Consider the following 17,805-nt stretch of genomic DNA (forward strand, 5'->3'; position numbering starts at 1 on the left):
ACGATCGGCAGTGACCCGGGGACCGCGGACGCGGCCTCGAGGCGAAGGGAGACAGCGATGTCCGAGCAGCAGATGGCGCCCGCCCCGAGCGAGGTGGCGACGCTCTACGGCGGTCCGGCGACCCGGCGGGTACGCGCCCGCGACCTGGTCGCCGCCAAGGAACGCGGCGAGCGGTGGCCGATGCTCACCTCGTACGACCAGTACACCGCGGCGATCTTCGACCAGGCCGGTATCCCGGTGCTGCTGGTCGGCGACTCGGCCGCGAACAACGTCTTCGGCTACGAGACGACGGTGCCGGTCACCGTCGACGACCTCCTCCCGCTGGTCCGCGCCGTGGTACGCGCCACCAGCTATCCGCTGGTCGTCGGTGACCTGCCGTTCGGCTCCTACGAGGAGGGGCCGGCGCAGGCGCTGCGCACCGCCGTGCGGTTCATGAAGGAGGGCGGCTGCCACGCGGTGAAGCTGGAGGGCGGCCGGCAGGTGGCGGAGCAGATCCGGGCGATCACCGCGGCCGGCATCCCGGTGATGGCGCACGTGGGGTTCACCCCGCAGCGCGAGCACGCCATCGGCGGCTACCGGGTGCAGGGGCGGGGCGACGACGCCGACGAGGTGGTCGCGGACGCCCTGGCGGTCGCCGAGGCCGGGGCGTTCTCGGTCGTCCTGGAGATGGTGCCGGGCGAGGTGGCCAAGCGGATCACGCACGAGCTGCCGATACCCACCATCGGGATCGGGGCCGGGCCGGACACCGACGCCCAGGTGCTGGTCTGGCAGGACATGGCCGGGCTGCGGTCCGGCCGGATGCCGCGGTTCGTGAAGCGCTACGCCGACCTCGCCGGCACGCTCGGCGACGCGACCCGGCGGTTCGCCGCCGAGGTCCGGGACGGCGAGTTCCCCACCGCCGAACACACCTTCTGAGCCGCCGGCAGGACGGGCGCGCCCGCCCCGGGTGGTGTTCCCGGGGCGGGCGGGGCATCAGAGGTCGGTGACGCGGACCCCGGCGTGCGCCTTGTAGCGCTTGTTGATCGCGATCAGGTTGGCGGTGAACGCCTCGATCTGGTGCGCGTTGCGCAGCCGGCCGGCGTAGATGCCGCGCATGCCGGGGATCCGCGCGGCGAGCGCGGCGACCAGCCCGACGAGGTCGCGGTCCTCGGTGCAGATCAGGACGTCCAGCTCGATGCGGTCGACCTCCGGGTCGGCCAGCAGCGGCGCGCTGACGTGGTTGAAGGCGGCGCAGACCCGGGACTCCGGCAGCAGCGCCGCCGCCTGCTGCACGGCGCTGCCCTCCTCGACCCGCAGCGGGTACGGCCCCTGCCTGTCGAAGCCGAGCGGGTTGACGCAGTCGACGACCACCTTGCCGGCCAGCGGCTCGCGCAGCGCGGCGACGGTGTCCCGGTGCCCGTCCCAGGGGACCGCGATGACGACGACGTCGGACCGGCCGGCCACCTCGACGTTGTCGCCGCCGGAGACGGTCACCCCGGCCGGCATCCCCGGCAGGGCGCGGAGCTCCTCCGCCGCCTGCGCGGCCCGGTCCGCCGACCGGGAGCCGATCAGCACCGGCTGCCCGGCCCGGGCGAACCGGTAGGCCAGGCCCCGTCCCTGGTCTCCGGTGCCGCCGATGATGCCGACGGTGAGTCCGGTGATGTCCGGCAGCCCGCTCGCGTCGTATCCCATGCCGGAATCCTCGCAGACGGTGGCGGGCACCGGCGGTCGCGGGCCGGGTCGGTCCGGGACGCGGTGGGCGTACCCGTGACCGTCACCGCACCGGAACGCCCCCGCTCCGGGGCGTTCCGGTGGGACCTCGACCGATCAGTTCCGGTGGGAACTCAACTCATCGTCTTCCGCGCGGTCGCCCTGGTGGCCTTCCGCGCCGGTGCCTTGGCCGGCGTCTTGCGCGCCGCGGCCTGCTTGCCGGGTGCCTTCCGGCCGGTGACCTTCTTCGCCACCCCCGGAGTCCGTTTCGTCACCGCGGTCGTCCGCTTCGCCGGCGCCTTCTTCGCCGTGGTCCGCTTCGCCGGGGTCCGCTTGACGGTCGCCCGCTTCGCCGGCGCCTTCTTCGCCGTCGTGCGCTTCGCCGGTGCCTTCTTCGCGGTCGCCTTCTTCGTCGGCGCCTTCTTGGCGGTCGCCTTCTTCGTCGGCGCCTTACGGCCGGTGACCTTCTTCGCCGCCGCCGACGTGGTCCGCTTCGCCGCCGCGGTCGTCTTCCGCGCCGCGGTGGTGGTCTTCCGGCCGGCCGTCGCGGTGGTCCGCTTCGCCGTGGTCCGCTTCGCCGGCGCCTTCTTCGCGGTCGCCTTCCTGGCCGGGGCCTTCTTCGCCGGGGCCTTCTTGGCAGCCGTCGCGCGCTTGGCCGGGGCCTTCTTCGCCGGTGCCTGCTTCGCCACCGACCTGCTCGCGGCCTTACGGGCCGGGGTGCCCTTGCTGGCACCCACGGTCCGGCTGCGCGCCGCAGTCTTCTTGCCGGCAGCGCTTCTCGCTACCGTGCGGGTGGCCCTGGTTGCTTCGGCCATCTGTGTTCCTCCTTGCGGGACATGCTCTCGGGGGTCTCCTCGCGGAGCACCACGGAGTTTCGACGCGGGCTGTTGCCGCGCCGGCCTAGCTCTCCTCCCCGGCCCAGCGGGCGTCCTCGGCTTCCCACGCTTCGTTGCGCTGCTGCACCCGCTGCAGCGCCCCTTCCGCGTCGGCGGCCGAGGCGTACGGACCGAGCACGTACCTCGCGGGGCAGACGTCGGCACCGGTCTCGACCCGGTGATGACGGATGCACCAGAAGTACTGCACACCACTCCCGCTGTCGCTCATGGGGTAACTGTGCATGGGAAACCGACCAGGCGCTACCGTTTCGCGCAAAATGACGGAGGGTCTTCCACAGTAGAGCCGATCCGATAACCGTCACCGGGTAATCGGTAAAGTATCGCCGTACGAGGTAAAAGCATTCTGCGGCAAGGGATTCATCGCTGTCAGCGGCCGGCGGAAGCGGCCCCGACCGGCCGCGACGGCCGGCGGAAAAATTTCCCCCGGCAACACGCCAGTCCCCCACCTCATTGCCCTGACCTGCCACTTCGCGGCGGGGAATGGAGCACAATTCGCCGTGTGGGTAGCCTGCGGCAGGTGGGTGCGACGGGACGGCTCGGCCGGGTCCTGTCAATCGTCGCGCTGGCCATTCTGCTGCTGCTCGTCGGCAGCGCCGGGCACACCATTATGAGTATGGTGACCGAGCCCTCGATCGAGGAACGGGCCCGGCAGGAAGCGGTACGCCAGGCCGCCGCGATCGGTGACGCGCTGGTGTACGGCGCCGGCGACAGCGCTGCCGAACTCCGGGAGACCGCCGCGCGGAGCGACCGGGTCGAGGTGCTGCGGGTCGACGGCACCGACCGGCGGCACTCCCCCGGCGTGCGGCTGGTGTTCCGGGTGCACGTGACGATGTCCCGGGCCGCGATGGCCGGACGGAGGCAGGTCGAGGTACGCGTCTGCTTCCGGCAGGTGGTCGACCAGGAGCGGGCCGACTTCTCCCGGATCGAGCTGCCCTGCCCCGACACCCTGCTCCCCGGCACGACCCCGACGGCGGTGCCGGCCCCGCCGGAGGGCGACCCGGCACCGGCACCCGGCACCTCCCCGGTCGACGTGCCCGAGCAGCCGCCTGCCGAGCCGGGTCGCTGAGCGGAGCAGGTCAGCGGAACGCGGCGCCGCCGACCGTCGAAGCGACGACCGGGCCGGGGCGGCCCGCCAAGCGGTGGTTAGGGTCCTCGCTATGGCCGTTCCGGAATACGTCAAGCGGATCCGCACGTTCGTCGGGCATGACCTGCTCTGGCTGCCCAGCGTGAGCGCGGTGGTGTGCAACGAGGCCGGGGAGCTGCTCCTCGGCAAGCGCGCCGACGACGGCCGGTGGTCGGTGATCAGCGGCTTCGTCGAGCCCGACGAGCAGCCCGCCGAGGCGCTGGTCCGGGAGGTCTTCGAGGAGACCGGCGTACGCGTGGCGCCGGAACGGGTGTCGAGCGTGCTGGCCCATCCGCACACCTACCCCAACGGGGACCGGTGCCAGTTCCTCAACATCGGTTTCCGCTGCCGGCTGATCGAGGGCGTCGCCCGGGTCAACGACGACGAGTCGGTCGCCGTCGGCTGGTTCGCCCAGGACGAGCTTCCACCGCTCGACGCGCACGCCCGGACGACGATCGCGCACGCGCTCGCCCCGGCGACGGTCGGTGCCTGGTACGCACCGGACTCCTCCGACCTCTCCCGGGACACCCCGGAGTGATTCTCGCCCCTCCGTCCGCTCCACTGCGGATCGTGGTCTCCGGCCGCCGGGGAGCCCGTCCCGTGGCGGTGCGGCGGAGCAGCGGGCCGGCGGGCCGGTGAAATTCGGTGGCGGGGTTTGAGGGCGGTGTCGTAGCCTCGCGACGCCCGACTCTTCCAGGAGGTCGATGACATGGCAGGCACGGTCTTCGGTGCAGTGGTCCCCGCCGCCACGACGCGCGACCGCACCACGAGCTGACCTCCGGGCACTCGCTCCCGCGGCACCGGCCGGCCTCCGGCCCGGCTGAGTCGCCCACTCCTCGCGCGTCGTAGCGGTCCGCCGGCTGCGTACGCGGAATCTCTCCGCGCCGCCAGCCGCTGGCACCGGTGATCCGGTGCTCCTGTCTCACCGCATATGCGGCACTGCTTCACGCGCTGACATCGAGGAGAATCCGTGGACTCCGCTACATCCTTCGAGCCGTTGACGGCGGCCGAGGGCGGACCAAGTGCTGTCATCCGTACCGGCCAGATCGTGCGGCGCCCCGCACGGCCCTGGACCAATACGGTGCACGCCCTGCTGCACCACCTGGAAGAGGTCGGTTTTCCCGGCTCGCCGTGGGTGGTCGGCACCGGCATCGACGGCGCCGGCAACGAGATGCTGACGTACGTCGAGGGCGAGATCATCCACCCCCGGGCCTGGACGGACGAGGGGGTCTGGCAGGTCGGCAGGCTGCTGCGCGACCTGCACACCGCGACCGCCAGCTTCCGGCCTCCGCCGGACGCGGTGTGGCAGCCGTGGTGGATGCGCCGGGAGGGACCCGACTCGGTGTTCGGGCACGGCGACGCCGGACCGTGGCACACCGTCGCCCGGGCCGGCCGACCGGTGGCGTTCGTCGACTGGACCCTGGCCGGGCCGGTCGACCGGCTCGACGAGGTGGTCGGCGCCGCCTGGTGGCACGCCCAGTTGCACGACGACGACGTCGCCGTCCGCAACGACCTGCCGGACCCGGCGAGCCGCGCCCGGCAGCTACGGCTCTTCCTGGACGGCTACGAGCTGCCGGCGGCGGATCGGGCCGGCCTGGTCGACCGGATGGTCGAGTTTGCGATCCGGGACTGCGCCGCCGAGGCGACCCGGGCCCGGATCACGCCGGAGTCGACCGACCCGGCGCCGCTCTGGGCCCTCGCCTGGCGCGCCCGGGCCGCCGGCTGGATGATCCGGCACCGTACCCTGCTCGACCGCGCCGTTTCCGGCGGCTGAGCAACCCGGAGGCCGTCGGCGGGGTTCCACCTGCCGGCGGCCTCCGGGTGGGCGCACGGGCCCGGACGGCGGTACCGCAGATCAGCGGGCCGCCGCCTCCAGCCACGAGTCCGATCAGGGCGGTGAGTCCTCACTGGTAGGTGCCCTACTCGTCGCGCAACAGCGGGTCCTGTTGAAGTTGCCAGGCGCCGACCGGATGCGGGAGGTGGATGATCTCTCCAAGGACTCGCGCCAACTGTGCAAAGGTAAGCAACACGGCGGTGGTGGCACCGTCACGCGTCGCGTCGAGCCGCAGTAGCGGCGCGTGCGCGCTCCCACGGTCGGCGATCAGTTGGACGTTGAGCCAACCGCTGCCTTCCCGACCAATGACTGCCGATCGGCTATGGTGCCGCGGAGTCGTCGGCCAGCAGCCGTGACACCACACCGGGCACTGATCCGGCTGAACGACTGGGACTGGCGGCCGCCCACCACCGGCCCGATCACGTCCGATCATCGCTACCTCGCTGCGGTCGTGTGAATCCCGCCTCGGTCAGGAGACCGTCCAGGTGCCGGGCAAGCCGACACACGTCAACCAACCGAAGGACGGCCCCGCCGGATCCGAGGAACCGAGCAGCAGAATGAATCCCAAGCATCGGCGGACCCGCCCGCCCGGCGAACAGGTACGTGACAACCATGCCGCCGTCCCGCCGGTCCCCGATCGTCCGGAGCGACCCCTTGTGACGAGGAAGCGTCCGTCCCACCTGCGCGCCAGGCAGCATTAGCTCGCATCGCTGCGGCAGACACCACGGTGGATGCGCTACCTCGGACGGCCGCCGCGACGCCCCGGTCACCAGGGCCACCAGAAGATGTCTCGCACGAGCGTACGGACAGGAACCATCACGACCTCCCTATGGGATGAGACGAAGACCCGGGTGCCCAGCCTGGGGGACGTGGCACCGGTTGCCGGCCCGAACGACGGCCCGACGAGTCAGCTGGTGACGTTCGCGGGCGTCGTCAATGGCCAGCTCTACACCTGCCTGACGTACCTTCGAGCGCCTCGGCGGGTCAGCAACCCCAGCGACCCTTCGACTTCAGCTTGTCTTGGGACAATGACTTGTCGATTGTCTGGGGACAATCCAGTCGTCGCGTCAAGGATTATCCCAAGATAATCTAGGAAGCAGAGGTACCACGTGCCCGTTCACTCGCGTTACCTGGACATCGCAGCCAAGATCCGCGAGCGGATCGAGGCCGGCGAGTGGGCACCTGGCAGCCGGCTGCCACGGCTGGACGATTTCGCTGCGGAGTACGCCGCCAACCGCGACACCATCGGCCGGGCTGTCGCCGCCCTGGAGGCCGAAGGCTACCTGTGGGCGGTCCAGGGCCGAGGAATCTCCGTCCGCTACGGCACGATGCGCCCCCGTCGACCAAGAGGCGACCTCGTCAAGCGCAACGAGCAGGTCACGGGTTACTCGTTTCCCTCTGCGAGCAGCCAGGAGGTATGGGTCCGACACGGACCGGTGATCAACGCAGCAGCGCGGCTGGAGGACCCCCGCATCGCCAAGCTGCTCGGCGTCGAGCCTGGGACCGAGGTGCTGCGCCGGTTCCGGGTGACCGGGCCAGCCTCGGAAGCACCCTTTCAGATCAACATCTCATGGATCCACCCGCGCGTCGCCGAGATCGTCGCGGACGTCGACGCGAATCCCGCAGCCGGCGAGTGGTTGTACCAGATCGAGAGGGCCGGTCACTGGCCGCTCAGTTGGATGGAGATCCATCGAGCGCGGATGCCCAGCAGGGAGGAAGCCAGCCTCCTGGAGATTCCCACCAACCTGCCCGTGCTGGAGATCGTGCGCGTGGGTCGATCGGGTGCGGACCACCAACCTGTCGAAGTCACCGAGTACGTGGTGGCGAGTGATCGCGTCGAAACCGTCCACGTCCTGCACCGCGACGAGAACGCCCGAGAGCCCTGGCCCGACGGTTCGACGCCGACAGGTGACCGATGACGTCGCCGTTCAGGCTCGAAGCCGCGAGTCGCACGCACGTCGGCTACGTCCGCAGGCGCAACGAAGACTGCTACCTCCAGGGCCGTCATCTGTTCGCGGTGGCCGACGGGCTCGGCGGTCACGTTGCCGGAGATGTCGCCAGCTCCGCAGCAATCGATGCGCTGCGAGCGCACGACCGCGCCGTCGGAACCGAGGATCTTGCGGAAACCCTGGGCAGGGCTGTCAGCGAGGTCAACGAGACGTTGCGACGAAGAATCCGGGAGCGACCCGAGCTGACCGGCATGGGAACCACGCTCGTTGCCCTGCTGTGGTCCCGCACGGACGCAGCGCTGGCGAACATCGGTGACTCCCGTGCCTACCTGATGCGTAACCGCGGTTCGGGCGAGAGCACCTTCAGGCAAGTGAGCGAGGACCACACCTATCAACACCTGGTGGCCGGCTCCGGTGCGGTACCACACCTGTCGGGGATGCTGGCCCGCTTCCTGGATGGCCGGCACGACGGCCGATCCCCGGATCTCAGCGTTCTGCCACTCCAACCGGGCGACCGGATTCTGCTCTGTTCGGATGGCCTGAGTTCGTACGTACCGGAGGAACTGATCCACAACACCCTGGGGTCCGGCCGGAATCCTCGGAGCACGGCCGATCAACTCGTCACACTGGCCCTCGACCATGGCGGACATGACAACATAACAGCGATCATTGTCGATGTTCACAACCCGCATCTCCAGCCCTACGCCAACGGGTAGCAGGTAACCCGCCCGCCGCAGCGGTGTCACGACCGGCCCACCTGCGACGTGGGTCGGGCAAACCGCAAGCTGCACAAAGGCGAGCTACATGAAGAAGGTCGCCGAACTACGGCGCTACGACGGGCCGATCACCACCGGCTGGGCGCGGTGGCCAGGACCGAAGAGGAACCATCGCCCCTGGTCGAGGGACAGAAGGGGAAGGAGTCACCAGCGACATGAGCACCGAGGACATCTGCGAGGTCATCGTCACGGCGGCCGACGCCGAGTGGCTGGCCACCTTCACCAGGCGACTCGTGGCCGCACGCCTGGCGGCGTGCGGCCAGAACATCAGCCGGATCCGCTCGATCTACCGATGGGAAGGCGCCGTCGAGGACGAGCCGGAAGCCCGCGTTGCGCTGCACACCCGGACGAGCCTCGTGCCACAGATCGCCGCACTGGCCGACGCGGAACACCCGTACGACGTACCGTGCGTCATCGCGCTTCCCGTGATCGCGGGAAACCCGGCGTACCTGCGGTGGGTTCTCGACTCCACCGCCGAGGCTCACGGAACCACGGGATGAACCACCGCAGCCGCCTGTGTCACGTCGTCATCGACTGTGACCATCTTGACCAGGCCGCACACTTCTGGTCCGCCGCACTCGGCGCCACCGAGGAAAAAATCTCCGAGGGAAGCCGGCACGTCTACCGCCGGCTACGACTGCCAGACTCCGACGTTCGCGTACTCCTGCAACGGACCGCGGATGACAAGCGCGGCAAGGAGCGAATGCACCTCGATCTCGAAACCGATGATGTCGAAGCCGAGGTTCAACGCCTCGAAGCCCTGGGCGCCACCAGGTGAGACCACCAACAGGGGCGCGGCTACGAGCTGGCCGACTTGACCAGCCAGGATGTGGATCAAAAGCAGAACGTGGGCCGCCGGCCCGGAACCAAGCTGACGCACCCGCTCGCGACGGCGGCGCGGAGCCCGCTGGAACATGAAGCAACTGCGGCGTCAGCTCGGCATCATCCCGGAGGAGGACGACCACATGGCGGAGCAAGCTACGAAGCCCGAGCGTCAACCTGTGGTCGCTGCGATCGTCACCAGTAGCCAGGGAGTACTTGTCGGAAGACGCAACGACGGCAAGCCACCATGGACGTTCATTTCAGGCGAGATCGATCCGGGCGAGTCTGCCGCCCACGCGGTAATCCGTGAAGTCAAGGAGGAAACCGGTTTACTCGTTCGAACTGCCGAACGGGAGATCGGGCGGCGGGTGCACCCCAAGACCGGTCGGACAATGATCTATCTCGCCTGCACGCCGGTGAACAAAACGGACCTGTACGTGGGTGACAAAGACGAGTTGGCCGAGGTTCGATGGGTCAGCCTTCAGGAAGCCGAAGAGCTGTTGCCTGGAATGTACGAGCCCGTCCTACTCCATCTCGTTCGTGAGCTGGGCGACGGACGGTAGCGGTGGCCGCCCGGTGACGAGCCGCCCCGGCTCGCTGCCACTCGCGCCCTGAGGCTGTGACGTGCTCCTACAGCCCGAACGGAGGCCGACGGGGCTGGCTGCCGTCGTGGTCGAGGCTTCCGGCTGCCGCGCCGTCCATACCCGGACTGGCTTGCCACCGAGTCACCGAGCCGGCCACCAGATCCGCCGTCGCCTGGACGTGCCCCGACCCCCGCCTGCGCGTCGCCCACCGCTCCGCGAACGGGCCGTCACGGGCCGCAACCCGAGCAAGTCTAAACGGAGATTCAAGAATCATTCCCGGGGTCGTCGCTGGGGCCAGCTCGGCTGTCGCCGGCCGTCAGGCGCCGCCCAACGGTGACCAAGGCCAGCCAACAGCACCAGACAAAGACGCAGGTCACGGACCTCGATCAGGACCGCGACCTGGGGTACGACGGACGAGTCGACCTGTACGCCGGATTCTGTCCCGGCGTGCACCCGTTGCCGGGTGAGCGCCAGCGGCGGTCATCCATCTCGGCCTACCGTTGCCGGCAGGCTCCAGCGGCCTACCCGCAGGCATCGGGCGGGCAGCCCTCGAACGCCTGCGCGGGCCGTCGCCTTTCGGTGATGGCCCTGTCTTGGCCTTGCTCCGGGTGGGGTTTACCGAGCCATCCCGGTCACCCGGGATGCTGGTGGGCTCTTACTCCACCGTTTCACCCTTACCGGATCGGTCGATCGGCGCGTTCCCGCGCAAACCATCCGCCCGGCGGTCTGTTTTCTGTGGCACTTTCCCGCGGGTCACCCCGGGTTGCCGTTAGCAACCACCCTGCCCTGTGGAGTCCGGACGTTCCTCGGCGGCGGGCTCGCGCTCGCCGACGCGACCGCCCGGTCGACTCGTCCGTCGCGTACCCGAGTTTAGCCATGATCCGGAAGAGCGATCCACCGGCCCGCGATACCGGGCGTGCCCGGCGTCATCGTGCGGGACGGCCGGCAGGGCGTCGATCGCCGTCCGGCGGGGCCGATTAGCCTCGACTGGCTATGGATTTTCCCGAGGCGCTGCTGCTGCTCGCTGCCGGGCTCGCCGCGGGCATGGTCAACGCGGTGGCCGGCGGCGGCTCGCTGATCACCTTTCCCGCCATGATCGCGGTCGGCCTGCCGCCGATCCCGGCCAACGTCAGCAACTCGATGGCGGTCTGTCCCGGCTATCTGGCCAGCGTCTACGGGAGCCGGGCGGACCTGCCGGACCGCCGCTGGCTGCTCCGGCTGATTCCCGGCACGGTGCTCGGCACCGCCGCCGGCTGCGCGCTGCTGCTCTCCACCCCCGCCCGCGCGTTCGAGGTGGTCGTGCCGTTCCTGGTGCTGGGCGCGACCGCCCTGCTGGCGTTCCAGGACCAGCTTCGCCGCCTGGTCCGGCAGGGTCGCGGCGGCGCCGGCCCGGTGCCGCCCACACCCGCACCCGTGCCAGCCCTCGCACCGGCACCAGCCCGCACGGCGACGGTGCGCGGCGCCTCCCGGCAGACGGTCGGGTTGCACGTGATGGTCGTGGTCGGCGCGGTCTACGGCGGATACTTCGGTGCCGCCCTCGGAGTCATGCTGGTGGCCGGGCTGGCGCTGGTGCTGACGGAGACGCTGACCCGGATCACCGCGATCAAGAATCTGCTCTCCGCCGTGGTCGGGCTGACCACGGTCATCGCCTTCGCCGCGTTCGGCCCGGTGAACTGGACCGCCGTCGCGGTGGTCGCCCCCGCGACCATCGTCGGGGGGTACGCGGGCGCCCGGCTCGTCCGCCGGCTCCCGCCCGAGGTGCTCAAGACCGTGATCGTGGTCTTCGGTACGGCGATCGGCCTGCTGCTGCTCTACCGCGCCTGGACGTGACCCGCCCGGTCGCCCCGCCGCTCGGCACGGACACGAGATCCCCGTGACCAGGTCGGCGTACCCGAATCTCGGGGTTGCCTGCCCTGGCCACGGGGATCAGCCCGGGGCGGGGTGGTGAGGTTCCGTGTGTGCCGGTCGGTCAGACCTTCGGCGCGGATTCGGTGGATTCGGGACTGGTTTCCTCGGCCAGCTCGGCCGGCGGGCGGGGCGTGGGTACGAGGCGCGGGTCGCCCTCGTCGGCGAAGTAGTCGTCCTGCTCGGTCCCGTCGACCCCGTCGGCCACCTTCGCCGCCCGCAGGACCAGCGTGATGATCACCGCGACCAGCAGGTTGACCGCGACCGCGACCAGACCGACGTAGATGGTCTTGGCCGAGCCGTCGAAGCCGAACTTCTCCAGCGGAAAGGCGGACCCGCCGAAGTGTGCCCGCCCGGTCGCCGCGTTCGGAATCTGGTAGAGCATCCACATGCCCAGGCCCATCCCGGCGGCCCAGCCGGCGACCAGGGCGCCCCGGTGGAACCAGCGGGTGTAGAGGCCGAGCGCGACCGCCGGCAGCGTCTGCAGGATGATGACGCCGCCGATGAGCTGGAGGTCGATCGAGAACTGCGGGTCGAGGAAGACGATGCAGGCGACCGCACCGACCTTCACCACCAGCGACGTGATCTTGGAGACGTTCGCCTCCTGCGCGGCGGTGGCGTCCCGGCGCAGGTACTCCTTGTAGATGTTGCGGGTGAAGAGGTTCGCCGCCGCGATCGACATGATGGCGGCCGGCACCAGCGCGCCGATCCCGATCGCGGCGAACGCGACCCCGGCGAACCAGCTCGGGAACTGCTGCTCGAACAGCAGCGGCACCACCGTGTTGTTGTCCACGCTGCCCTCGGTCGCGCCGGGCAGCGGGGTCACCTCGGCCGCGATGGCGGCGTACCCGAGCAGGGCGATCAACCCCAGCAGCAGGCTGTACGCCGGCAGCGCCGACATGTTCCGCTTGATCACGTCCCGGCTCCGGCTGGCCAGTACGCCGGTGAGGCTGTGCGGGTAGAGGAAGAGCGCCAGCGCCGAGCCGAGGGCCAGGGTGATGTACTGCACCTGGTTGTTGGCGTTGAGCGTGATGCCGTCGTTCGGTGACGGGCTGGCGTCGAACTTGGCGTCCGCCGCGTCGAAGATGCTCCCCCAGCCGCCCAGCTTGTAGGGCAGGTAGACGATCGCCACCAGGATCACGACGTAGATCAGCGTGTCCTTGACGAAGGCGATCAGCGCGGGTGCCCGCAGCCCGGACTGGTAGGTGTAGGCGGCCAGGATGGCGAAGGCGACGATGATCGGCAGGTGCCGGGCGATGGTGCTCTCCCCGGTGACCCCCATCGTCTTGAGCACCGCCTCGATGCCGACGAGCTGGAGCGCGATGTACGGCATCGTCGCGACGATCCCGGTGATCGCGATGATCAGCGCCAGGGTCGGCGAGTCGAACCGCTTCCGGACGAAGTCGGCCGGGGTGACGAAGCCGTGCCGGTGCGAGACCGACCAGAGCCGGACCAGCACCAGGAAGACCAGCGGATAGATGATGATCGTGTACGGCACGGCGAAGAACCCGGCCGCACCGGCTCCGAAGAGCAGCGCCGGCACGGCCACGAAGGTGTACGCGGTGTAGAGGTCGCCGCCGACCAGGAACCAGGTGATCCAGCCGCCGAAGCTGCGCCCGCCCAGGCCCCACTCGTCGAGGTGCGCCATGTTGCTCGGCGCCCGCCACCGGGCGGCCACGAAGCCCATCCCGCTGACCAGCAGGAAGAGCAGCGCGAAGATGATGATCTCAGTGAGGTGGTCCTGCCACATCGCCGGTCACCTCCGCTTCTTCGTCATCTGGTAGACGAGCGTGGTGGTCCCGACCCCGAGCAGGATGAAGACCAGCTGGAGCCAGTAGAAGAGCGGGAAGCCGAAGATCCGGGGCGAGTCCGCGTTGAACAGCGGCGTGATCAGCGGCACCACGATCGGGACGAAGAGCAGCCAGTTCCACGGGCTGTGGTCCCTCGCCCGCGACTTCGACACCACCTCGGCGGCGGCCGCCCCCGTATCAGGTTCGCTCATGCCATCTCCTCGCTCTGCTCGGCCTCGTGACCCACCTGTCGGATCCGGCCGTCGGTCGAGTCGTCCGTCGATCCGGGACATGTCGTCGTTGACCAATGTGTGCCGCCGGAGGTTAGGGCAGAGTGACGCCGGTCACGTCGCGGAAACCGGTCCGGTGCGCCCAACGGCGAGCATGGTGCGCCGAATGGTGATCGATCACGCATACCGCCGTACAAAAAAGTCTTTCACGTATAAAGAAGACATCGAAGTGCGGCGATACCTCTTGATCGGGGGTCGGCCGGTTGGAATGCTGGCCGGGTGCCGCGATTCTCCTCGTACGACAGCACGGAACTCGCGTACCACGTCCAGGGCTCCGGGCCGCCGCTGGTCTGCCTGCCGGGCGGGCCGGCCCGGGCGTCCAGCTATCTCGGCGACCTCGGCGGGCTGAGCCGGGAACGCACCCTGCTCATGCTCGACCTCCGGGGCAGCGGCGAGTCGGCGGTCCCGGAGGATCCGACGAGCTACCGGTGCGAACGACTCCTCGACGACGTCGAGGCGTTCCGGCTCCACCTCGGACTCGACCGGATGGAGCTGCTCGCCCACTCGGCCGCCGGCAACCTGGCGGCACTCTACGCCGCCCGGCATCCGGACCGGCTGGACCGGCTGGTGCTGGTCACCCCCGGGCTGCGCGCGGTCGGGCTGGAGACGCTCGGCTTCACCGAGGCGGTCGCGGCCCGCTCCACCCAGTGGTGGTACGCGGAGGCGAAGGCGGCGATGGACGCCTGGCAGGAGGCGGCGGCCCGGGGAGCCGGGCCGGCGGAGGTGGAGCCGCTGCGCACGGGGGCCGCGCCCTTCGCGTACGGCCGGTGGGACGAGCGGGCCCGCGCGCACGCCGAGGCGGAGGAGTGGGAGCGGCCGGACGCGGCGGCCGCCGGCTTCTACGACGCCTTCGCCCCGCAGACCTCGGCGGTCCGCGCGGCCCTGGCCGGGCTCGACGCCCCGGTGCTGGTCGTGGCCGGCGCGCTGGACCCGGCCCCGACCCCGGAGGCGGCCCACGCGCTCGCCGCGCTCCTCCCGCGCGCCGAGGTCGTGGTGCAGGACGCGACCAGCCACTTCCCCTGGCTCGACGACCCGTCCCGGTTCGTCAAGACCGTGCTCACCTTCCTCGGCGAGGAACGCCCGAGGTGTTAGGAAGGGCCCCCGCATATACAAAAAGCGATATGCGGGGGCCCTTCCTTACAGGTGGGCGGTGTCGTTGACGGTGCGGACCGCCATGCCGCCGTCGGGCCAGATGTCCATGATCGACAGACCGGCCGGGTCGAGGTAGAGCCGGTGCAGGAAGGCGTCGGTCGCGGCGAGCGCGTCGCGGAGCGCGATCTTCACCGGCGAGACGTGCGAGACCACCACCACGGTCTCCCCCGGATAGCCGGCCAGCAGCTTCGCCACCGCCCGGCCCACCCGGGCGCCGACCGCCACGAAGGACTCCCCGCCCGGCGGGGCCACCTCGGGCGAGGCCAGCCAGGCGTCGAGCTCGGTCGGCCAGCGCTCGCGCACCTCGGCGAAGGTGTGCCCCTCCCACTCGCCGAAGTCGCACTCGATAAGGTCCGGCTCGACCACCACCGGCGGGTCGCCGAGCCCGCCGGCCACGATCCGGGCCATCGTCGTGCACCGGGACAGCGGTGAGCTGACCACGGCCGCGACCGAGTCGACCAGCCCGGCCACCCGCCGGGCCGTCGCACCGGACTGGGCCAGCCCTCGGTCCGACAGCGGCACGTCGCCGCGGCCGGAATAGCGTCCCTGCGCGGTGTACTCCGTCTCGCCGTGCCGGAGCAGCAGCAGCCGAGTGGCGGTCCGGGCCGGCCGAGGCTCCCAGGAGCTCTTCGCGGTCGAGCCCTGGGCTGCCGTCTCGTGCGCCTCGGCCCGCCCGGTCGGGTCGGCCGGCGGCGCCGCCCGCGCCTCGGCCGCGCTGTCCCGGGCCACCTCCGGCGCCACCCCGGCGGCCAGGTCCATCGCCGCGTTGGCGAGCGCGTCGGCGTGCCGGTTGCGCTCCCGGGGAATCCAGGTGTACGTCACCGTGTCGAACCTGCGGACCAGGCCGGCCGCCTGCGCGGCGAGCGGGCGCAGCCCCGGATTCTTGATCTGCCAGCGGCCCGCCATCTGCTCGACGACCAGCTTGGAGTCCATCCGCACCTCGACGCCGCTGGCGCCCGCCTCGCGGGCGGCCTCCAGACCGGCGATCAGGCCACGGTATTCGGCGACGTTGTTGGTGGCCACGCCGATCGACTCGGAGCGCTCGGCCAGCACCTCGCCGGTGGCGGCGTCCCGGACCACCGCACCGAAGCCGGCCGGGCCGGGATTGCCCCGGGCGCCGCCGTCGGCCTCCACCACGACCCTACGACCGGGCACGGGCCCACCCCCCGGTCCCGCCACCCGCGCCGACGCCGCCGCTGGTACCAGCAGTGCCGCCACCGCCACCGCCACCGATACTGGCACCGGCACCGGCACCGGCAGCGGTCGCGTTCACCGCGGTCACAGGCCGGACTCGGCGGTGCGCACCATGATGCGGCGGCACTCCTCGCAGCGCACCACCTCGTCCGGGTCGGCGGCCTTGATCCGGGCCCGGTCCGCGCCGTACAGCTCCAGCCGGCAGCCGCCGCAGCGCCCGCCCGCCACCAGGGCAGCGCCGAGCCCGCCCGACGCCTCCCGGATCTTGTCGTAGAGCGCCACCAGGTCGCCCGGAAGGTCGGCCACGAGCGGCTGCCGCGAACCGGCCCTGAACTCCTCGTCCCTGGCGATCTCGGCCAGCGACCGGTCCCGCCGCTGCTCGGTCTCCGCGCGCCGCTCCCGCACCGCGACCAGCCGCTGCTCGATCCCGTCCAGTACGCCCTGCGCGGTCTCCCGCTGCTCCATCAGCTCCAGCTCGGCGTCCTCCAGCTCGGACTGCCGCCGGTTGAGCGAGGCCAGCTCGTGCTGGAGCGCCTCCAGCTCGCGGGCCGGCCCCGAACCGCCGGTCAGCCGGGCCTGGTCGCGGTCCTTGCGGACCCGGACCTGCTCGACGTCGCGCTCCAGCCGGGCGATGTCCCGGTCCAGGTCGTCGACGGCCACCTGGGCGCGGACCCGCTCGTCCTCCAGCGCGGAGAGCTCCCGGGCCAGCGCCTCCAACTCGGCGTGCTCGGGCAGCGTGCGGCGCCGGTGGGCGAGCTGGGCGAGCGCCGTGTCGATCGCCTGCACGTCGAGCAGGCGGCGCTGGTCCTTCGGGTCGGCCTTCATCGGCGGGTCTCCTTGTCCACGGGGGAAGCGGGGGTTACCACGGGCGGTACGGGAGACGCCGCGTGCACCGTCCACGGATCCGTGTCCAGGTCGGACACGACGGTGTCGACGGGAAGGCGTTCGCCCAGGTGCGCGGCGACGTCGTCGAGCCAGGGCCGCTCGGTCGCCCAGTGCGCGGCGTCGAGCAGCGCCGGCCCTTCCTCGGCCAGATACTCGCTGACCGGGTGGTGCCGCAGGTCGGCGGTGAGGAAGGCGTCGACGCCGGCCCGGAGGGCGTCACCGAGGAAGGAGTCGCCGGCCCCGCCGCTGACCGCGACGGTCGAGATCGTCCGCGCCGGGTCGCCGGCGGCGCGTACGCCCCAGGCGGTCGGCGGGAGTGCCCGGGCCGCGTACCCGGTGAACTCGGCCAGGCTCATCGGCTCCGGCAGCCGCCCGACGCGCCCGAACCCCCGCCCCTGGCCGGCGGCCGGGCCGGACGGGTCGGCCGGGCGCAGCGGGCGCAGCCCGGTCAGGCCGAGCCGGGCGGCGAGCGCGCCGGAGACACCGGGGTCGGCCACGTCGGCGTTGGTGTGCGCGACGTGGAGCGCCACGTCATTCTTGATCAACTGGTGCACGATCCGGCCCTTGTAGGTGGTCGCGGCCACCGACGAGACACCCCGCAGCAGCAGCGGGTGGTGCGCGACGATCAGGTCCGCGCCGTGCCCGAGCGCCTCGGCGACGGTCTCCGGCACCACGTCCACCACGAAGCAGATCCGGCGTACCGGCGCGGACGGCTCGCCGACCACCAGCCCCACCCGATCCCAGCCTTCGGCCCAGGCCGGCGGATAGCGCTCGTCCAGCGCCGCCACGACGTCGGCCAGACTGACCGTGCCAGATCCCGATGCACCCACGGCGGCCCAGCTTACCGGCGCCGGCCGGGCGGCGGCGCCGACCGCCGCCCGACACCGCCACCGGGTGCGGCCGCACCCGCCGGCCA

At 71.2% G+C, this 17,805-nt stretch carries 19 protein-coding genes and 1 other RNA gene; 11 read left to right on the forward strand and 9 right to left on the reverse strand.

The window, feature by feature from the left end:
* Nucleotides 1-72 precede the first annotated feature (72 nt).
* Nucleotides 73-915 carry a 3-methyl-2-oxobutanoate hydroxymethyltransferase gene (gene panB, locus ACN27G_RS20930; protein WP_421497408.1) on the forward strand — a complete coding sequence of 281 codons (843 nt, stop codon included), beginning with the start codon at nt 73-75 and terminating at the stop codon, nt 913-915.
* Nucleotides 916-972: 57 nt separating this feature from the next.
* Here the strand turns inward: panB and npdG are convergent, their stop codons facing one another.
* The 3 genes from npdG to ACN27G_RS20945 all read right to left on the reverse strand — a co-directional run bounded on the left by npdG (nt 973) and on the right by ACN27G_RS20945 (nt 2,793).
* The gene (gene npdG, locus ACN27G_RS20935) at nt 973-1,671 is read right to left on the reverse strand and encodes an NADPH-dependent F420 reductase (RefSeq protein WP_421494467.1); all 699 of its coding nucleotides are present in this window, start codon (nt 1,669-1,671) and stop codon (nt 973-975) included.
* A 152-nt stretch (nt 1,672-1,823) separates the two neighbouring features.
* Nucleotides 1,824-2,504, reverse strand: a complete 681-nt coding sequence (locus ACN27G_RS20940; protein ID WP_421494468.1) for a histone H1 — start codon at nt 2,502-2,504, stop codon at nt 1,824-1,826.
* An 85-nt stretch (nt 2,505-2,589) separates the two neighbouring features.
* Nucleotides 2,590-2,793, reverse strand: a complete 204-nt coding sequence (locus ACN27G_RS20945) for a hypothetical protein (RefSeq protein ID WP_421494469.1) — start codon at nt 2,791-2,793, stop codon at nt 2,590-2,592.
* A gap of 309 nt (nt 2,794-3,102) precedes the next feature.
* Between ACN27G_RS20945 and ACN27G_RS20950 the strand changes: the two genes are divergently transcribed.
* The 8 genes from ACN27G_RS20950 (at nt 3,103) to ACN27G_RS20985 (ending at nt 9,652) form a co-directional block, all read left to right on the forward strand.
* The gene (locus ACN27G_RS20950; protein WP_421494470.1) at nt 3,103-3,651 is read left to right on the forward strand and encodes a hypothetical protein; all 549 of its coding nucleotides are present in this window, start codon (nt 3,103-3,105) and stop codon (nt 3,649-3,651) included.
* 91 nt (nt 3,652-3,742) lie between these two features.
* A complete protein-coding gene (locus ACN27G_RS20955; protein ID WP_421494471.1) occupies nt 3,743-4,246 on the forward strand; it encodes an NUDIX hydrolase in 504 nt (167 codons plus the stop codon).
* A 432-nt stretch (nt 4,247-4,678) separates the two neighbouring features.
* Entirely contained in the window at nt 4,679-5,482 is an 804-nt protein-coding gene (locus tag ACN27G_RS20960; RefSeq protein ID WP_421494472.1) for an aminoglycoside phosphotransferase family protein, read from the forward strand.
* A gap of 1,169 nt (nt 5,483-6,651) precedes the next feature.
* A complete protein-coding gene (locus ACN27G_RS20965; RefSeq protein ID WP_421494473.1) occupies nt 6,652-7,461 on the forward strand; it encodes a GntR family transcriptional regulator in 810 nt (269 codons plus the stop codon).
* On the forward strand, nt 7,458-8,207 hold the full coding sequence (locus ACN27G_RS20970; RefSeq protein WP_421494474.1) for a PP2C family protein-serine/threonine phosphatase: 750 nt from the start codon (nt 7,458-7,460) through the stop codon (nt 8,205-8,207). The genes ACN27G_RS20965 and ACN27G_RS20970 overlap by 4 nt, the downstream gene beginning before the upstream one ends.
* Nucleotides 8,208-8,422: 215 nt before the next feature.
* On the forward strand, nt 8,423-8,767 hold the full coding sequence (cutA, locus tag ACN27G_RS20975; RefSeq protein ID WP_421494475.1) for a divalent-cation tolerance protein CutA: 345 nt from the start codon (nt 8,423-8,425) through the stop codon (nt 8,765-8,767).
* Nucleotides 8,764-9,045 (forward strand): VOC family protein, encoded by a 282-nt coding sequence (locus ACN27G_RS20980; protein WP_421494476.1) that lies wholly within the window; start codon nt 8,764-8,766, stop codon nt 9,043-9,045. Before cutA ends, ACN27G_RS20980 begins: the two co-directional genes overlap by 4 nt.
* A 136-nt stretch (nt 9,046-9,181) precedes the next feature.
* The gene (locus ACN27G_RS20985; RefSeq protein WP_421494477.1) at nt 9,182-9,652 is read left to right on the forward strand and encodes an NUDIX domain-containing protein; all 471 of its coding nucleotides are present in this window, start codon (nt 9,182-9,184) and stop codon (nt 9,650-9,652) included.
* A 431-nt stretch (nt 9,653-10,083) separates the two neighbouring features.
* Here the strand turns inward: ACN27G_RS20985 and rnpB are convergent.
* Nucleotides 10,084-10,525, reverse strand: an RNA gene (rnpB, locus tag ACN27G_RS20990) — RNase P RNA component class A.
* A 141-nt stretch (nt 10,526-10,666) separates the two neighbouring features.
* On the opposite strand from rnpB, the gene ACN27G_RS20995 reads away from it, so the two are divergent.
* The gene (locus tag ACN27G_RS20995) at nt 10,667-11,503 is read left to right on the forward strand and encodes a sulfite exporter TauE/SafE family protein (RefSeq protein WP_421494478.1); all 837 of its coding nucleotides are present in this window, start codon (nt 10,667-10,669) and stop codon (nt 11,501-11,503) included.
* A gap of 139 nt (nt 11,504-11,642) precedes the next feature.
* Here the strand turns inward: ACN27G_RS20995 and mctP are convergent, their stop codons facing one another.
* Complete coding sequence (gene mctP, locus ACN27G_RS21000) at nt 11,643-13,328, reverse strand: monocarboxylate uptake permease MctP (protein WP_421494479.1); 1,686 nt, start codon at nt 13,326-13,328, stop codon at nt 11,643-11,645.
* A 6-nt stretch (nt 13,329-13,334) separates the two neighbouring features.
* Nucleotides 13,335-13,580, reverse strand: a complete 246-nt coding sequence (locus tag ACN27G_RS21005) for a DUF3311 domain-containing protein (protein ID WP_421494480.1) — start codon at nt 13,578-13,580, stop codon at nt 13,335-13,337.
* Nucleotides 13,581-13,877: 297 nt separating this feature from the next.
* On the opposite strand from ACN27G_RS21005, the gene ACN27G_RS21010 reads away from it, so the two are divergent.
* Complete coding sequence (locus tag ACN27G_RS21010; protein WP_421494481.1) at nt 13,878-14,750, forward strand: alpha/beta fold hydrolase; 873 nt, start codon at nt 13,878-13,880, stop codon at nt 14,748-14,750.
* Between the two features lie 45 nt (nt 14,751-14,795).
* Here ACN27G_RS21010 and ACN27G_RS21015 read toward each other — a convergent pair whose 3' ends face one another.
* From ACN27G_RS21015 to ACN27G_RS21025, 3 genes are all read right to left on the reverse strand, one after another.
* Nucleotides 14,796-15,965: a bifunctional RNase H/acid phosphatase gene (locus ACN27G_RS21015; protein ID WP_421494482.1), complete on the reverse strand. Its 1,170-nt coding sequence runs from the start codon at nt 15,963-15,965 to the stop codon at nt 14,796-14,798.
* A gap of 123 nt (nt 15,966-16,088) precedes the next feature.
* Nucleotides 16,089-16,829, reverse strand: a complete 741-nt coding sequence (locus tag ACN27G_RS21020) for a zinc ribbon domain-containing protein (protein WP_421494483.1) — start codon at nt 16,827-16,829, stop codon at nt 16,089-16,091.
* On the reverse strand, nt 16,826-17,719 hold the full coding sequence (locus tag ACN27G_RS21025; protein ID WP_421494484.1) for a Nif3-like dinuclear metal center hexameric protein: 894 nt from the start codon (nt 17,717-17,719) through the stop codon (nt 16,826-16,828). The genes ACN27G_RS21020 and ACN27G_RS21025 overlap by 4 nt, the downstream gene beginning before the upstream one ends.
* Between the last annotated feature and the right edge of the window lie 86 nt (nt 17,720-17,805).

Source organism: Plantactinospora sp. WMMB334 (assembly GCF_049179095.1).
Lineage (GTDB): Bacteria > Actinomycetota > Actinomycetes > Mycobacteriales > Micromonosporaceae > Plantactinospora.

Excerpts from the sequence above, each read along its gene's own strand:
- panB (WP_421497408.1), top strand. The coding sequence starts at position 73 with ATGGCGCCCGCCCCGAGCGAGGTGGCGACGCTCTACGGCGGTCCGGCG.
- npdG (WP_421494467.1), bottom strand. The coding sequence starts at position 1,671 with ATGGGATACGACGCGAGCGGGCTGCCGGACATCACCGGACTCACCGTC.
- ACN27G_RS20940 (WP_421494468.1), bottom strand. The coding sequence starts at position 2,504 with ATGGCCGAAGCAACCAGGGCCACCCGCACGGTAGCGAGAAGCGCTGCC.
- ACN27G_RS20945 (WP_421494469.1), bottom strand. The coding sequence starts at position 2,793 with ATGAGCGACAGCGGGAGTGGTGTGCAGTACTTCTGGTGCATCCGTCAT.
- ACN27G_RS20955 (WP_421494471.1), top strand. The coding sequence starts at position 3,743 with ATGGCCGTTCCGGAATACGTCAAGCGGATCCGCACGTTCGTCGGGCAT.
- ACN27G_RS20970 (WP_421494474.1), top strand. The coding sequence starts at position 7,458 with ATGACGTCGCCGTTCAGGCTCGAAGCCGCGAGTCGCACGCACGTCGGC.
- cutA (WP_421494475.1), top strand. The coding sequence starts at position 8,423 with ATGAGCACCGAGGACATCTGCGAGGTCATCGTCACGGCGGCCGACGCC.
- ACN27G_RS20980 (WP_421494476.1), top strand. The coding sequence starts at position 8,764 with ATGAACCACCGCAGCCGCCTGTGTCACGTCGTCATCGACTGTGACCAT.
- ACN27G_RS20985 (WP_421494477.1), top strand. The coding sequence starts at position 9,182 with ATGAAGCAACTGCGGCGTCAGCTCGGCATCATCCCGGAGGAGGACGAC.
- ACN27G_RS20995 (WP_421494478.1), top strand. The coding sequence starts at position 10,667 with ATGGATTTTCCCGAGGCGCTGCTGCTGCTCGCTGCCGGGCTCGCCGCG.
- mctP (WP_421494479.1), bottom strand. The coding sequence starts at position 13,328 with ATGTGGCAGGACCACCTCACTGAGATCATCATCTTCGCGCTGCTCTTC.
- ACN27G_RS21005 (WP_421494480.1), bottom strand. The coding sequence starts at position 13,580 with ATGAGCGAACCTGATACGGGGGCGGCCGCCGCCGAGGTGGTGTCGAAG.
- ACN27G_RS21020 (WP_421494483.1), bottom strand. The coding sequence starts at position 16,829 with ATGAAGGCCGACCCGAAGGACCAGCGCCGCCTGCTCGACGTGCAGGCG.